The sequence below is a fragment of the Inhella proteolytica genome (assembly GCF_016093275.1).
In the GTDB taxonomy this organism is placed as follows: Bacteria; Pseudomonadota; Gammaproteobacteria; order Burkholderiales; family Burkholderiaceae_C; genus Inhella; species Inhella proteolytica.
On record NZ_JAEDAK010000008.1, the window covers coordinates 184,525 to 198,846 of the forward strand.

Sequence of the window (14,322 nt, forward strand, 5' to 3'; positions counted from 1 at the left end):
TGGGATGACCGAAGACCAACTCGAACAAGAAGCCCTGGGCTGGCTGGCCGAGCTGGGCTGGCAGCACCACCCCGGCCAGACCATTGCCCCGGACAGCGCGAGCCCCCAGCGCAGCGACTTCCGCCAGGTGTTGCTGCGCGAGCGCCTGGCCGCGGCCCTGGCCCGCCTGAACCCACAGCTGCCAGCCAGCGCGCGCGAGGACGCCTTGCAGCAGGTGTTGAACCTGGGGCTGCCCTCGCAGCTGGCGGCCAACCGCGCTTTTCACAAGCTGCTGGTGAACGGTGTTCCAGTGCAACTGCAGCGGGATGGCGAGACGCGCGGCGACTTCGCGCGCCTGATCGACTGGCAGGACGCGGGCGCCAACGAGTGGTGGGCGGTAAACCAGTTCACGCTGAAGGGCGCGCACCACACTCGCCGGCCCGATGTGGTGCTGTTCATCAACGGCCTGCCGCTGGTGATGCTGGAGCTGAAGAACCCGGCGGACGAGCAGGCCGACATCTGGAAGGCCTTCGAGCAGCTGCAGACCTACAAGGCGCAGATCCCCGACGTCTTCCAGTACAACGAGCTGCTGGTGATTGCCGACGGCAGCGAAGCGCGCGTGGGCTCGCTCTCCAGCAATGCCGAACGGTTTCTGCAGTGGCGCACCATCGACGGCGTGCAGCTGGACCCGCTGGGCGAGTTCAACGAGCTGGAGACCCTGGTGCGCGGCCTGCTGGAGCCTGCGCGCCTGCTGGCCTACCTGCGCCACTTCGTACTCTTCGAGGACGACGGCCAGCTGGTGAAGAAGATCGCCGGATACCACCAGTTCCATGCGGTGCAGGCGGCCATCGAGCAGGTGGTCGCCGCCTCCCGGCCCAGCAGCGCGGCGGCGCAGCGTGGCAAGGGCGGTGTGGTGTGGCACACCCAGGGCAGCGGCAAGAGCATCACCATGACCTGCTTCGCCGCCCGGGTGATGCAGGAGCCGGCGATGCAGAACCCGACGCTGGTGGTGATCACCGACCGCAACGACCTCGACGGCCAGCTGTTCGGCGTGTTCAGCCTCTCGCAAGACCTGCTGCGCGAGCAGCCGGTGCAGGCCACCACGCGCCAGGAGCTGCGCGCGCTGCTGAGCAATCGCCCCTCGGGCGGCATCGTGTTCGCGACGATCCAGAAGTTCATGCCCGGCGAGGACGAGGACCTTTTCCCTTGCCTTTCGGACCGCCACAACATCGTGGTGATTACGGACGAGGCCCACCGCACGCAGTACGGCTTTGAGGCCAAGCTGAAGACGGTGAAGGCCAAGCCGCTGCGCACGAGCGATGGGCCCCTGCTACCCACTGATGCACCCGAGGCCCATTTCGAGCCCCCTGCCTTCCAAACCAAGTACCAGGTGGGCTACGCCCAGCACCTGCGCGATGCCCTTCCCAATGCCACGTTTGTGGCCTTCACGGGCACGCCGGTGTCGGCCGCCGACCGCGACACCCGGGCGGTGTTCGGGGAGTACATCCATGTCTACGACATGCAGCAGGCCAAGGAGGATGGCGCCACGGTCGCCATCTACTACGAGAGCCGGCTGGCCAAGCTGAAGCTACGCGACGAGGAGCTGCCCGTCATCGACGCCGAGGTGGACGAACTGGCCGAGGACGAGGAAGAGAGCACCCAGGCGCGGCTCAAGAGCCGCTGGGCGGCGCTGGAGAAGGTGGTGGGCGCCGAACCCCGCGTGGCGAGCGTGGCGGCGGACCTGGTGGCGCACTTCGAAGCCCGGGAGGCTGCACAGCCCGGCAAGGCCATGGTGGTGACCATGAGCCGCGAAATCTGCGTGCACCTCTACAACGAGATCGTGAAGCTGCGCCCCGCTTGGCATGACGAAGACCCCGAGAAGGGGGCCATCAAGGTGGTGATGACGGGTTCGGCCAGCGACAAGGCCCTGCTGCGCCCGCACCTGTACGGCGGCCCGGTCAAGAAGCGGCTGGAAAAGCGGTTCAAAGATCCGGACGACCCGCTGAAGCTGGTGATCGTGCGCGACATGTGGCTGACCGGCTTCGATGCCCCCTGCGTGCACACGATGTACGTGGACAAGCCCATGAAGGGCCACAACCTGATGCAGGCCATCGCCCGTGTGAACCGCGTCTTCAAGGACAAGCAGGGCGGCCTGGTGGTGGACTACATCGGCATCGGCAATGAGCTGAAGGCCGCAATGAAGGAGTACACCGCGAGCCAGGGTCGCGGCCGGCCCACGGTGGACGCGCACGAGGCCTATGCGCTGCTGGCCGAGAAGCTGGACGTGCTGCGTGCGCTGCTGCACGGCTTTGACTGGTCGGGCTTCCTGACCGGGGGCCACAAGACCCTGGCCGGTGCGGCCAACCATGTGCTGGGCTTGCCGTTGGAGGCCGGCCTGAGCGGCAAGAAGCGGTTTGCCGATGCGGCGCTGGCCATGAGCAAGGCGTTCTCGCTGTGCTGCACGCTGGACGAGGCCAAGGCGGTGCGCGAGGAAGTCGCCTTCCTGCAGGCGGTGAAGGTCATCCTCACCAAGCGGGATCTGTCGGCCCAGAAGCAGGCGGACGAGCAGCGCGATCACGCCATCCGCCGCATCATCAGCCAGGCCGTGGTGTCTGAAGCCGTGGTGGACATCTTCGACGCCGTAGGCCTGGAGAAGCCCAACATCGGCCTGCTGGACGACGAGTTCCTGGCCCAAGTGCAGAACCTGCCGGAGCGCAACCTGGCGGTGGAGCTGCTGGAGCGCCTGCTGGAGGGCGAGATCAAGTCCAAGTTCGCCACCCACATCGTGCAGCAGCGGCGCTTTTCAGAGCTGCTCGGCGATGTGGTGACGCGTTACCAGAACCGCTCCATCGAGACCGCCCAGGTGATGGAAGAGCTGGTCGAGATGGCCAAGAAGTTCCGCGCCGCCGCCCAGCGGGGCGAGCAACTGGGCCTGAGCGAGGACGAGGTGCGCTTCTACGACGCCCTGGCCACCAACGAGTCGGCCGTGCGCGAACTCAGCGACGAGACGCTGAAGAAGATCGCCCACGAGCTGACCGAGAACCTGCGCAAGAACATCAGCGTGGACTGGTCACAGCGCGAGAGCGTGCGGGCCAGCTTGCGGCTGATGGTCAAGCGCATCCTGCGGAAGTACAAGTACCCGCCGGATCAGCAGGATGCCGCCGTGGAGCTGGTGCTGAGCCAGGCGGAGACGTTGGGAGAGAGTTGGGGGTGAGGCACCCACATGCGCGAAACCCTCAAGCCAGCCGTGAGTAGTAGTCACCGAGCGATCACGGCTGGTCACCAAGAGACCTTAGAAAGCGAAAAGCCCGGCTCCTTTCGGAACCGGGCTTCTGCTTTTCTCTATGGTCGGGGTGGCGGGATTCGAACTCGCTACCCCTTGCACCCCATTCAATACAACATTGATTTTTATGGGGCCGATTCGGTCCTATGCGCCAAGCATATCCATTACAAATCAATGCCTTATCGATTCATCGGCTCCACATAGGACCGCGTGACTACACTTACAGCCAGCGCAAAACGGTGACCGAACGGTGACCAGACTTTCAAGGGGCTGCAATGGCGACCATCACCGACCTGGCCATGAAGGCCAAGGCCACCGACAAAGAGCAGTGGCTGACCCAACCTTTCAAGCGCGGTGCGGGGGTGTTCCTGGGCCGCATCACGCCAGCCGGTGAACGGCTTTTCTACTTCCGCTACACGGACTCCAAGGGGCGGCGACCCTTCCTGCCAATCGGCAGCTTCCATCCCAAGGGCCAGGGCGGCGGGCTGACCGTTGCGCAGGCCTACACGATTGCCGCCGAGTGGAGCCTCCTGTACGCCAACGGGCACAAGGACCTGCGCGAGCACTTCGAAGCCGAGGCCGCAGCCAAGGCCGCTGCGCTGGAAGCTGAACGACTGAAAGCCGAGGCCGAAGCGCGCAAGCTGACCGAAGACGCCGCAGCCGCCGCCCAGGAAGCCGAACGCCGCTTGACAGTGCGCCAACTTTTCAGCCGCTGGCAGGCCACAGATCTACAGCCCCGCACACTGGCTGATGGCACCCGCGAAGGCCGCAAGGATGGCGGCGCCTATGTGCTGGCGCAGTTTGAACGCCATGTATTCCCGCGCATCGGTGACCTGGCTGCAGCGGACTTGACCCGCTCCGATCTGATGGCTGTGCTGGATGCCCGAAAGGCCGCCGGCACGCTGCGCACCGCGAATGTGCTGTTCAGCGACTTGCGCCAGATGCTGGACTTCGCCGCAGACCGCGAAATCATCCCGGCCAATCCGCTGGCCGGAGTCAAACGCAAGAAGGTAGGCGGCAAGGACACCGAGCGCGACCGCGTCTTGAGCGACATCGAGCTGCGCCAGCTTTGGGCCGCCCTACCCTCTGCCCGCCTCAATCCGCGCAGCCGCTGCGCGCTGGGGCTGATCCTCGCCACGGGCGCCCGTGCGGGTGAAGTCACTGGCGCCACCTGGGCCGACTCCCACGCAGACCGGAGCCGGACCGACACGCTGCGCGCGATTGCCGAAGCGGCAGAAACGAAGTTCGGCATCGTGGACTTGAAGGCACGCACTTGGCACCTGCCCGACACCAAGAACCAGCGCGCGCACACCATCCACCTGAGCGACTTTGCAATGACCTTCCTGCTGGAACTGGCCGGCCTGCGCGAACTGGACGAAAGCGGAGAGTCCAGCCCCTGGCTGTTCCCAGATCGCAGCCGCCGGCAGCCGGTTTGCGTCAAGAGCCTGGGCAAGCAGATTGCGGATCGGCAGCGCCCGGCCGAAAAGCGAATGAGCGGCCGCAGCAAGAACACCGAGGCCCTGCTGCTGCCCGGTGGCCCCTGGACCTTGCACGACCTGCGCCGCACTGCCGGCACGCTGATGGCGCGGCTGGGGATCAGCGGGGACGTGATCGACGAGTGCCTAAATCACAAGATCGAGAGCCGGGTTCGTCGCGTGTACGTCCATGACCGCCGGGAGGCAGATCAAGCCCGGGCTTTTGATGCGCTGGGGGTGCAGTTGTCGGCTTTGCTGACTGGCGAACGTGAGGCCACGGACAACGTTTTTGCGATGCAGCGACTCGCTTGAAAATGATCGCATCGGGCCATTTGACCCGCCGCACGCTTTCGCCGCGCCTAGGCTGATTCCCGAAAACCCGTCCCCCGGCGGGCTGGCGCGGCGACCATTTCCGGGGCACATCGGGGGATGTGAATTTGAACCGCGACGCACTGCGCGATCGGCTGCTTGAATTGGCGCGCACGAGGCTGCGGCAGCGACCATATGACCTAGCCAGATTGGAAGCCGAGTTCGGCCCATTGGCATACGCGATTGGCTGCGGCAAGCTGTTAATGAAACTTGAGGCGATGAGCTGGGGGGTGACCTCATCCGCGTTGGCGCAAGTCTCCGGCATCCCAAATGCCTTCGATCAGGACCTGATCGCGCTCATAGATGAGTTTGCAGCCGAGCGACCAGCGCCCCAGGTTGAAGAGCTGCCGCCTCATGCTCCTTCAAATCAGGCGACTGTGACTGCGCCGAGGACAGTGCTTCCCCTGCCGGCGGGCACTACACGTCTACGGTTTGCCGACTTGGCCGACCTGATCGCCGACGCCCTCTGGCCTCCTGCGGGACCCAACGACTCTCGGATGAAGTACGCAGCCGCCAGAGTGAACCTGGAAGAGGAACTTCGGTTGGCAGTTCGACGCAATCAGCTGCCAGTCCTAGATCCGCGCTCTGATGGCCAGCACAGCTTCCCGCATGGCGCTGCGCTGCAAGAGGCAAATGTCGCGGTGGACGATCTTGCGGCATGGCTACTCGCTACGCGAAAAATGGCAGTCCGAGTTGGGAGTGGCGTACCAGCCGAATCAGTCGAAGCGGACGCGAGCGGTGGGCGCCCTGTTCGCCTGCGGTTGGCAATTTCCCAGCCTCCTGACTCAGACACCGCCACTGGGGCGCCTGGGACTATCCGGCACAGGCTTCCTCGCGATTTGCTTGCGCCATTGATCGACCAAATCCTTAGCTCCCTACCTGGGACTCCAGGTAATGCCGAAGTGATGGCTGAGTTGGAGAAGCGCGCACGTCTTCCCGAGAAGGAGCGCCCCGCACCGCTCGCCGGGGTCACTTCCGGCGGCGTTCGGTGGCACAACGGAGGCTCCACCGAGACATTGACCCGCAAAGCACTAGGCGACCGCTTGCGAAGGCGCGCAAAGGCGCGCCAGGCCGCGCCAAGCCGCGCGAAGCCGCGCAAGTAGCGGCAAAAAGGCCTGCCAGCAAAACACTGTGCCCCGTGTTCACCACTAGGGGCCGGTATGACCCGCAAAGAGATTTCTCAAGTTCCCGCACTGCTGGCGGATGTTGCGCTGATTGACGCTCGTGCCTGCGCAGCCACTGGCAGCATGGGTGTCTCATGGTGGCTGGCCGAGGTTGCCGCCGGCCGCGCACCGAAGCCCGCCATCCAGCAGCCGCGCTGCACCCGCTGGCGCCTCAAGGACGTGCGCGAGTTCTGGGCCTGTCGCGCCGAACAGGCCGACCAGGAAGCCACTGCCCGCTTGACCGCGCAGGCTGCCAAGGCCAGCGCCGCCGCTTCGGCTCAGCGCCGCGGCAAGTCCCCGGCAACGGTGGAGGGCTGAACATGGAGGCCCTTCACGCCAATCCGGCCCGCATCGCCGCACTGCACGCGATTCGCGACGCCCACCGGGGCGAGGCCACTGCCACCCAGCGCCAGCGCCTGTTGGTGGCCCTGCAGACGCTGGGCCATGTCACCACCTTCGAGGCCATGCGCCATCTGGACATCTTCGACCCCAGGCCGCGCAAGCTGGAACTCGTCCGCGAAGGCCACGAAATCCTCACCCTGCGCCGCAATGAGCGCACCGAGAGCGGCGAGCGCCACTGCATCGGGCTCTACACGCTGAAGAAGGGGGCTAGCCATGCCGCCTAACACCGCCCGAATGAGCGAAGCCCCGGCCGTTGCAGCGGCACAGGGCTCCAAGACCTTCATCAAAGCTGACGCCATGGATTCTCTGCGGCACTCCGCCACGGCACAAGCCCGACAGATTCCGACGCCCCCTGACAGCGCGTTTGACCGCTCCCGCCTCCCCGATCCGATCAGCTACTTCGAGAACCAGGGCTTTGCGCTGACGGGACGCGGCAAGTGGCGCACCACCCGCTGCGACTTCCACGGCGGCAGCGATTCGATGCGCGTCAACAGCCATAGCGGCGGGTGGTGCTGCATGGCATGTGGTGCCAAGGGCGGCGATGTTCTGGCCTTTCACATGCAGCACCTGGGCCTCGATTTCGTGCAGGCCGCGCGTGACTTGGGCTGCTGGACCGGTGCCAATGTTCAGCGCCCCCGTGCCCCTGCAGGCCTTTCGGCCGCCGACGCCTTGGAGCTGGCCGCCTTTGAGTTGCAGCTCGCCATGATCGTGCTGAGCGATGCAAGGCGCGGTGTCCTGCCCCCCGACCCCGACTGGCAGCGCTTCCTTCAGGCTGCGGGGCGTGTGCAGATGTTGGCTCAGGGAGCGCAGTAATGAAGGCCCCTGACTTCAAGCGCTTGGAGGCGAGCGCCGCGAAATTGGACGCCCATGCCGCCGCCCAGCACGGGAACACCGGCAATGGGGCATCGGGCGCAGCGGGCCACGCAGTACGCCTGGTTTGCGCCAGCGATGTGAAGCTGGAGCCGGTGCGCTGGCTATGGCCCGGTTTCCTCCCTGCTGGCATGTTTACGGTGCTGGGCGGCGCGCCCGGCTGCGGCAAGACCACCATCGCCCTGAGCATGGCTGCAACCTTGTCTCGCGCCCTGCCCTGGCCGGACGGCACCCGCTGCGCCGAGGCAGGGGACGTTCTGATCTGGAGTGGCGAGGATGCGCGCCCTGTGCTGGCCGCACGCCTGCGCGCCATGGGTGCGGACCTGGACCGGGTCCGCTTCATTGAGGGCGTGGACAACCCGCTGCGCAACGAAGCGGATGCCTTCGACCCGGGCCGCGACATGCCGCTGCTGGAGGCCACGGCCGCGCGCCTGCCGGCCCTACGCCTGCTGATCCTTGACCCCATCGTGTCGGCCGTTGCGGGCGATGCGCACAAAAGCAATGAGGTGCGGCGCAGCTTGCAGCCCATGGTGGACCTGGGGCAGCGCCTGGGCTGCGCCGTCTTGGGCATCACGCACTTCAGCAAGGGCACTGCAGGGCGCGAGCCGGTGGAGCGCATCACCGGCAGCCTGGCCTTTGGGGCACTGGCCCGCATGGTGCTGGTGGCCGCAAAGGGCCGAATGGGCGAGGGTGAGGACGCCGAAGCCGAGCGGGTACTGCTGCGCGCCAAGTCCAACATCGGACCGGACTCAGGCGGCATCGGCTATGCACTGGAGCGTAAGGAGGTTGCAGCCGGGGTTGAGGGTCAGTGGGTGCGCTGGGGCCAATGCCTGCAGGGTTCGGCACGCGAACTGCTGGCAGATGCCGAAGCCACCGAGGACGACGAATCCACTGCGCTGGACGATGCCTGCGCCTTCCTGTCGAGCGAGTTGGCCCACGGTCCCAAGCCCGCCAAGTACCTGCTCAGCGAAGCCCGTCATGCCGGACACAGCGAGCGCACCCTGAAGCGCGCCAAGAATCGGCTGGGGGTGGACTCGCAGAAGGAGAGCGGCGGCTGGCTCTGGCGCCTGCCGATCAAGGAGGCCAAGGAGGCCAAGAATTCCAAGCCTGAACCCCTTGGCACTGTTGGCACCCTTGGCCCGCTTGACGCCGAAGCCGAGGTGTTTTGATGGACGCAACTGACTTGCTCCAGGCCCTCCGCGCCGAGCAGTTCGACGTGACCGCCACTCCCGCCGGCTTGCGCGTGGCGCCCGCCAATCGGCTGACCGAATCTCTGCGGGAGGCGATCCGTACGCACAAAGGCGAGTTGCTGCGCCTGCTGGCGCGCACATGCAAGGACTGCGCGAACCGCGCCAAGCACGGCAATTGCACGGAACCCGAGGCCGCCGGCCTGTGGCCCCGCTTCATCCTGACCTGGGCGCCGCCGGGGCACGCGCAGCGCTGCGCGGCCTACCGTGCGCGCGAGTCGATTACCTATTGATTTCGAATTCTGTGGAGGCAATCAGCATGGGTACAGGGGGTAGCAGATTCGGGGCCGGCCGGCCCGGCTGGAAGGGCAAGGCTGAGCACGCTCTACGCCTTGACGTGCGGCGCCTGCAGCGCGATGGCTGGCTGAGGCCTGGGGCCTCGTGTGTCTGGGCCTGGCATCGCGACGGCGAGCAGACCGGCAGCGTGGGCTTGCTGGCCGAAGCCCATGCCCTGCGGGTGATGTGTTCAGTGAATAACCAGCCTGCAGACCATCACATCCAACTGGAGCGCACGCCCTGCCACTATGGCGGCGCCCGAACATGGTTCCGTTGCCCTTCCTGCCACCAGCGGGCTGCGGTGCTGCACTTGCGCGGTAAGGCGCCTTTCCGATGCCGAAGCTGCGCGCGACTCGCCTATGCCAGTCAAAGCGAGGATCGCATGGGCCGCGCGTGGCGCAAACAGAAGAAGGCCGAGGCGAAGCTGAGCCCGGACGGCAGCAAGCCCCCTGGGATGCATTGGGCGACATATGAACGCCTGCAAGCGGTAATCGAGAACTGCGAGGCGCGACGCGATGCGGAGTTGCTGCGCGTTGCCGCCAACTGGTTTGGCGCCCTGCGCTGAGGGGCGGGGGGCGTCAAATCCTTGGGGGCCTCGCTCGCCACGACCACCCGGCACCCCACGCACAGAATATTTCCCCGCACTGAAATCAATCAAGGCAGCCGCACAGCCAACTCACCAGCCCCAGCAAAACGCAAACGGTGACCGAACGGTGACCAGCGGACCCCAGAAAGCGAAAAGCCCGGCTCCTTTCGGAACCGGGCTTCTGCTTTTTCTCTATGGTCGGGGTGGCGGGATTCGAACTCGCGACCCCTTGCACCCCATGCAAGTGCGCTACCAGGCTGCGCTACACCCCGACGAAGCCTCGCAGTATAGCGAGATTTTTGCGCTTTTTTGCGGCCGGCAATTTCTCTTGTCGATCAGTCGTCTGCAAGGGCATCGCGCAGGCGCAGCAGTTCGATGCGCAATTCGGCCATGCTCATCGGCTCGTCACTGGGCAGGGCGATCGGATCCATGCCTCCCAGGGCGGCGGGGCCGTCGCTGAGCTGGTTGCGGGCCCCGCTGATGGTGAAGCCCTGGTCGTACAGCAGGTCACGGATGCGGCGGATCAGCAGCACCTCGTGGTGCTGGTAGTAGCGCCGGTTGCCGCGGCGCTTCTGCGGCCGCAGTTGCGTGAACTCCTGCTCCCAGTAGCGCAGCACATAGGGTTTGACGCCGCACAGCTCGCTCACCTCACCGATGGTGAAGTAGCGCTTGGCCGGGATGGCAGGCAGCGTGGACATGGCGGCTCAGGCGTGCACAGGGCCGGCGATGCTAGCCGAGGGTGGAGGGCTCTTCGTCTCCCTGAACCGAGGCTTTGAGCTTCTGGCTGGCGTGAAAAGTCACGACCTGGCGCGCTTCGATCGGGATCAGCTCGCCGGTGCGCGGGTTGCGGCCCGGCCGGGCCGCCTTGAGGCGCAAGCCGAAGTTGCCGAAACCACTGAGCTTGACCTCGCGACCGGCCTTGAGGCTGTCGCCCATCAGGTCAAAGAAGGCCTCGACCACATCCTTGGCCTCGCGCTTGTTCAGGCCCAGCTTGTCGAACAGCAGCTCGGACAGCTCGGCCTTGGTCAGCGTGGGCGTCTCCAGCGTCGGCAGTACCAGACGCAGCGGCGGGTTGTCGCTCATGGTGTCCTTTCGGTTCAGGCACGCAGTCGCGCGCCCACATGGGTCTGCAAGCTGGCCAGCACGGCCTGCATCGCGGCGTCGATGCGCTCGTCGGTCAGCGTGGCCTGCTCGTCCAGGAGTTCCAGACGCAGGGCCAGGCTGCGTTCACCAGAGCGCAGCTCGCCGCTGGGTTGGGCCGGCTTGAAGACGTCGAACAGGCGGGCGGAGCGAACGATGGCATCGCCCGCGGCCTGCACAGCATTGATCAGGGCTTCGTGGCTCACGCCGTCCGCCACGATGACGGCGAGATCCCGCACGCTGGCCGGATGCTTGGGCGGCACCTTGCCCTGGGGCAGGGGCTGCTGCAGCACGGCGTCAAGATCGAGCTCGAACAGCATCGGCGCCTGGGGCAGTTCATAGGCCTGGCGCCAGCGCGGGTGCAGCTCACCCACCCAGCCGATGGAGCGCCCATCCAGCTCGATGCGGGCACTGCGGCCCGGGTGCAAGGCGGGGTGCTCGGCCGCCACAAAGCGGGCCTGGCGCGGCACCAGCAGGGCTTCCACGTCGCCCTTGGCGTCGAAGAAGTCCACCGGACGCTCTTTGCTGGCCCATTGCAGGCCGTCGACCGCACCGTAGAGCAGGCCGGCGACGCGACGCGGCTGGTGCACGCCGGCCACTTCAAGCGCGGCGTCGCCCTGCGCGGCATCGCGCAGGAACACGCGACCGGTCTCGAACAGGCGGGCACGCGGCTGGCGACGCGCCAGGTTGTGGCGCAGGGCTTCGATCAGGCTGCCCATCAGCGAGCTGCGCATCACGGCCAGGGGCGCCGCGATGGGGTTGAGCACTCGGATCGGATCGGGGTTGCCGGCCAGCTCGCGCTCCCAGCGTTCCTCGACGAAGCTGAAGTTGATGGTCTCCTGGTAGCCCAGGTCGACCAGCTGACGGCGCAGCAGGCTCAGGGGGCGCAGGGCTTCGGGCCGCACCCGCGGAATCACCGGCCCCAGAGGCGCTACGTCATCCAAGCGATGCAGGCCGAGCACGCGGATGACCTCCTCGATCAGGTCTTCCTCGATCAGGATGTCATGGCGCCAGCTGGGCGGGGTGACGGTCAGCGCCCCCTCTTCCTGCGTGAACGGGAAGCCCAGGCGCTGCATCACCTGCACGCATTCGGCCGGGCTGACGGGGATGCCCAGCACCTTGGCGGCGCGCGCCACGCGCAGGCGCACAGGCTTGGGCACCGGCACGTTCAGCACCTGATCGTCCAGCGGGCCGGCTTGGCCACCGCAGATTTGCAGCACCAGGGCCGTGATGCGCTCGATGTGATCGGCGATCGAGGCCGGGTCCACGCCGCGCTCGAAGCGGTGCGCAGCATCAGTGCTGAAGTTGTAGCGGCGCGCACGCCCCTGGATGCTTTCGGGCCACCAGAACGCGGCTTCGATGTAGAGGTTGCGCGTGTCGTCGCTGACGGCCGTGCTGTCGCCACCCATGATGCCGGCGAGCGATTCGACATGACGGGCATCGGCAATCACGCCTACCTTCTCGTCGAGCTCGATGGTGTTGCCGTTGAGCAGCTTGAGCTGCTCACCACGGCGCGCCCAGCGCACCTGCAAGCCGCCCTGGATCTTGTCCAGATCGAACATATGGCTGGGCCGGCCCAGCTCGAACATCACGTAGTTCGAGATGTCGACCAGGGCCGACACGGGGCGCTGGCCGCAGCGCTCCAGCGCCGCCACCATCCAGGCTGGCGTCTGGGCCTTGGGATTCACGCCATGCACCACGCGGCCGGCAAAGCGGCCGCACAGATCGGTGGCTTCCACTTTCACCGGCAGGCGGTCATCGATCTGCGGCGCCACCGGCGGCATGGCCGGCAGGCTGAGCGGCGCGCCGGTGAGTGCCGAGACTTCGCGCGCGATGCCCATCACCGACAGCGCATGCCCCAGATTGGGCGTGAGCTTGAGGGTGAAGAGCTGGTCGTCCAGATTCAGCTCGGCGCGGATGTCGCGGCCGATCACCGCCTCGGCACCGAGCTCCAGCAGACCGCCGTGATCGGTCGAAAGGCCCAGTTCGCGGGCCGAGCACAGCATGCCGAAGCTCTCGACGCCGCGCAGCTTGCCCACCTTGATCTTGAACGGCTTGCCATCTTCGCCGGGCGGCAGTTCGGCGCCCACGGTGGCCAGCGGCACCTTGATGCCGACGCGCGCATTGGGCGCGCCGCAGACGATCTGCAGCAGCTCGGGTCCACCGGCATTGACCTTGCAGACACGCAGTCGGTCGGCGTCTGGGTGTTGGACGGCCTCGACGATTTCGGCCACGACGATGCCGCTGAAGGCCGGCGCCACCGGGCGCAGCTCTTCGACTTCAAAACCGGCCAGCGTCAGGGTATCGGCGAGTTCTTGGGTGCTCAGCGGCGGGTTGCAGAAGGACCGCAGCCAGGATTCCGGAAATTGCATGCTCAGGCTCGAACGAATTACTTGAACTGGGCGAGGAAGCGCAGGTCGCCCTCGAAGAACTGGCGCAGATCGTTCACGCCATAGCGCAGCATGGTCAGGCGGTCCGGCCCCATGCCGAAGGCAAAGCCGATGTGCTGCTCCGGATCGAGACCAAAGTTGCGCACCACATTCGGGTGCACCTGGCCGGAGCCGGCCACTTCCAGCCAGCGGCCCTTGAGCGGACCATCGCCAAAGGCGATGTCGATCTCGGCCGAGGGCTCGGTGAAGGGGAAATAGCTGGGGCGGAAGCGCAGCTCCAGCTGATCGGTTTCGAAGAAGCGCTTGCAGAACTCGGTGAACACCGACTTGAGGTCGCGGAAGCTCACGTTCTCGCCGATCCACAGGCCTTCGCACTGGTGGAACATGGGCGAGTGCGTGGCATCGCTGTCGACCCGGTAGGTGCGGCCGGGGGCGATGACACGGATCTCAGGCATGTGCGCCTGGCCCGCGTATTTGGCCGCGTGGGCACGCGCATAGCGCACCTGCATCGGGCTGGTGTGGGTGCGCAGACAGTAGGGCAGGCCTTCGGCGTCCTTCATGTCGACGTAGAAGGTGTCCTGCATCGAACGCGCCGGGTGATTGGCCGGGTTGTTCAGCGCCGTGAAGTTCATCCAGTCGGTCTCGATCTCGGGACCGTCGGCAACGTCGAAACCCATCGAACCGAAGATGGCCTCGATGCGCTCCATCGTGCGGGTGACCGGATGCAGGCCGCCCTGACCGCGCGCGCGGCCCGGCAGGCTGACGTCCAGCGCCTCGGCCTTCAACTGGGCCGCCAGCTCGGCCTCGGCCAGCGCCTGGCGTCGCTGGGTCAGCGCCGCTTCGATGCCCTGCTTGATCTGGTTGATCTCGGCGCCACGGGTCTTCTTCTCTTCGACGCTGAGTTGGGCCAGGCCCTTCATCAGTTCGGTCACGCGACCGCTCTTGCCCAGGAAGCGCGCCTTGGCGTCCTCCAACTGGGCCGGCGTGCTCGCTTGGGCAAAGGACTCTTGCGCCTCTTGGATCAGTTCAAGCATGGGACAGCAGAAAAAAGGAAGGCCGAGCACGGGCGTGTCGGCCTTCGGAATGGGCAGGCCCGGTTACCCGGGCCGGCTGTTTCGGTGTCTTGCGACACCCTGGTCGAA

General features: G+C 66.3%; 11 protein-coding genes, 1 tRNA gene and 2 pseudogenes. 9 read left to right on the forward strand and 5 right to left on the reverse strand.

Annotated features, from left to right (window positions below; genetic code table 11):
- Nucleotides 1-4: 4 nt before the first annotated feature.
- The 9 genes and pseudogenes from I7X39_RS13215 to I7X39_RS13250 form a co-directional block, all read left to right on the forward strand.
- A pseudogene (locus I7X39_RS13215) lies at nucleotides 5-2,140 on the forward strand (type I restriction endonuclease subunit R); the annotation flags it as partial.
- A gap of 66 nt (nucleotides 2,141-2,206) precedes the next feature.
- Nucleotides 2,207-3,193, forward strand: a pseudogene (locus I7X39_RS23820) (DUF3387 domain-containing protein); the annotation flags it as partial.
- 344 nt (nucleotides 3,194-3,537) lie between these two features.
- Nucleotides 3,538-5,049, forward strand: coding sequence for a tyrosine-type recombinase/integrase (locus I7X39_RS13220; RefSeq protein ID WP_198111627.1), 1,512 nt, complete (start codon nucleotides 3,538-3,540; stop codon nucleotides 5,047-5,049).
- 1,304 nt (nucleotides 5,050-6,353) lie between these two features.
- The gene (locus I7X39_RS13225) at nucleotides 6,354-6,587 is read left to right on the forward strand and encodes a hypothetical protein (protein ID WP_198111628.1); all 234 of its coding nucleotides are present in this window, start codon (nucleotides 6,354-6,356) and stop codon (nucleotides 6,585-6,587) included.
- Between the two features lie 2 nt (nucleotides 6,588-6,589).
- Nucleotides 6,590-6,895, forward strand: a complete 306-nt coding sequence (locus tag I7X39_RS13230) for a helix-turn-helix domain-containing protein (protein ID WP_198111629.1) — start codon at nucleotides 6,590-6,592, stop codon at nucleotides 6,893-6,895.
- A gap of 10 nt (nucleotides 6,896-6,905) precedes the next feature.
- Nucleotides 6,906-7,484 carry a CHC2 zinc finger domain-containing protein gene (locus I7X39_RS13235; RefSeq protein ID WP_232351931.1) on the forward strand — a complete coding sequence of 193 codons (579 nt, stop codon included), beginning with the start codon at nucleotides 6,906-6,908 and terminating at the stop codon, nucleotides 7,482-7,484.
- Complete coding sequence (locus I7X39_RS13240; RefSeq protein ID WP_198111630.1) at nucleotides 7,484-8,710, forward strand: AAA family ATPase; 1,227 nt, start codon at nucleotides 7,484-7,486, stop codon at nucleotides 8,708-8,710. Before I7X39_RS13235 ends, I7X39_RS13240 begins: the two co-directional genes overlap by 1 nt.
- Nucleotides 8,710-9,021, forward strand: coding sequence for a hypothetical protein (locus I7X39_RS13245; RefSeq protein ID WP_198111631.1), 312 nt, complete (start codon nucleotides 8,710-8,712; stop codon nucleotides 9,019-9,021). Before I7X39_RS13240 ends, I7X39_RS13245 begins: the two co-directional genes overlap by 1 nt.
- 104 nt (nucleotides 9,022-9,125) lie before the next feature.
- The gene (locus I7X39_RS13250; protein ID WP_198111632.1) at nucleotides 9,126-9,629 is read left to right on the forward strand and encodes a hypothetical protein; all 504 of its coding nucleotides are present in this window, start codon (nucleotides 9,126-9,128) and stop codon (nucleotides 9,627-9,629) included.
- A 216-nt stretch (nucleotides 9,630-9,845) separates the two neighbouring features.
- Here the strand turns inward: I7X39_RS13250 and I7X39_RS13255 are convergent.
- The 5 genes from I7X39_RS13255 to pheS form a co-directional block, all read right to left on the reverse strand.
- Nucleotides 9,846-9,922, reverse strand: a tRNA-Pro gene (locus I7X39_RS13255).
- 63 nt (nucleotides 9,923-9,985) lie between these two features.
- Entirely contained in the window at nucleotides 9,986-10,348 is a 363-nt protein-coding gene (locus I7X39_RS13260; RefSeq protein WP_198111633.1) for a MerR family transcriptional regulator, read from the reverse strand.
- A gap of 31 nt (nucleotides 10,349-10,379) precedes the next feature.
- Entirely contained in the window at nucleotides 10,380-10,733 is a 354-nt protein-coding gene (locus I7X39_RS13265) for an integration host factor subunit alpha (protein ID WP_198111634.1), read from the reverse strand.
- Nucleotides 10,734-10,747: 14 nt separating this feature from the next.
- Nucleotides 10,748-13,162: a phenylalanine--tRNA ligase subunit beta gene (pheT, locus tag I7X39_RS13270; protein WP_198111635.1), complete on the reverse strand. Its 2,415-nt coding sequence runs from the start codon at nucleotides 13,160-13,162 to the stop codon at nucleotides 10,748-10,750.
- A 17-nt stretch (nucleotides 13,163-13,179) separates the two neighbouring features.
- A complete protein-coding gene (gene pheS / locus I7X39_RS13275; RefSeq protein WP_198111636.1) occupies nucleotides 13,180-14,214 on the reverse strand; it encodes a phenylalanine--tRNA ligase subunit alpha in 1,035 nt (344 codons plus the stop codon).
- Between the last annotated feature and the right edge of the window lie 108 nt (nucleotides 14,215-14,322).

Coding starts and splice junctions, on each gene's coding strand:
- pheT (WP_198111635.1), bottom strand. CDS start 13,162: ATGCAATTTCCGGAATCCTGGCTGCGGTCCTTCTGCAACCCGCCGCTG.
- I7X39_RS13245 (WP_198111631.1), top strand. CDS start 8,710: ATGGACGCAACTGACTTGCTCCAGGCCCTCCGCGCCGAGCAGTTCGAC.
- I7X39_RS13260 (WP_198111633.1), bottom strand. CDS start 10,348: ATGTCCACGCTGCCTGCCATCCCGGCCAAGCGCTACTTCACCATCGGT.
- I7X39_RS13225 (WP_198111628.1), top strand. CDS start 6,354: ATGGGTGTCTCATGGTGGCTGGCCGAGGTTGCCGCCGGCCGCGCACCG.
- pheS (WP_198111636.1), bottom strand. CDS start 14,214: ATGCTTGAACTGATCCAAGAGGCGCAAGAGTCCTTTGCCCAAGCGAGC.
- I7X39_RS13235 (WP_232351931.1), top strand. CDS start 6,906: ATGAGCGAAGCCCCGGCCGTTGCAGCGGCACAGGGCTCCAAGACCTTC.
- I7X39_RS13240 (WP_198111630.1), top strand. CDS start 7,484: ATGAAGGCCCCTGACTTCAAGCGCTTGGAGGCGAGCGCCGCGAAATTG.
- I7X39_RS13265 (WP_198111634.1), bottom strand. CDS start 10,733: ATGAGCGACAACCCGCCGCTGCGTCTGGTACTGCCGACGCTGGAGACG.
- I7X39_RS13220 (WP_198111627.1), top strand. CDS start 3,538: ATGGCGACCATCACCGACCTGGCCATGAAGGCCAAGGCCACCGACAAA.
- I7X39_RS13230 (WP_198111629.1), top strand. CDS start 6,590: ATGGAGGCCCTTCACGCCAATCCGGCCCGCATCGCCGCACTGCACGCG.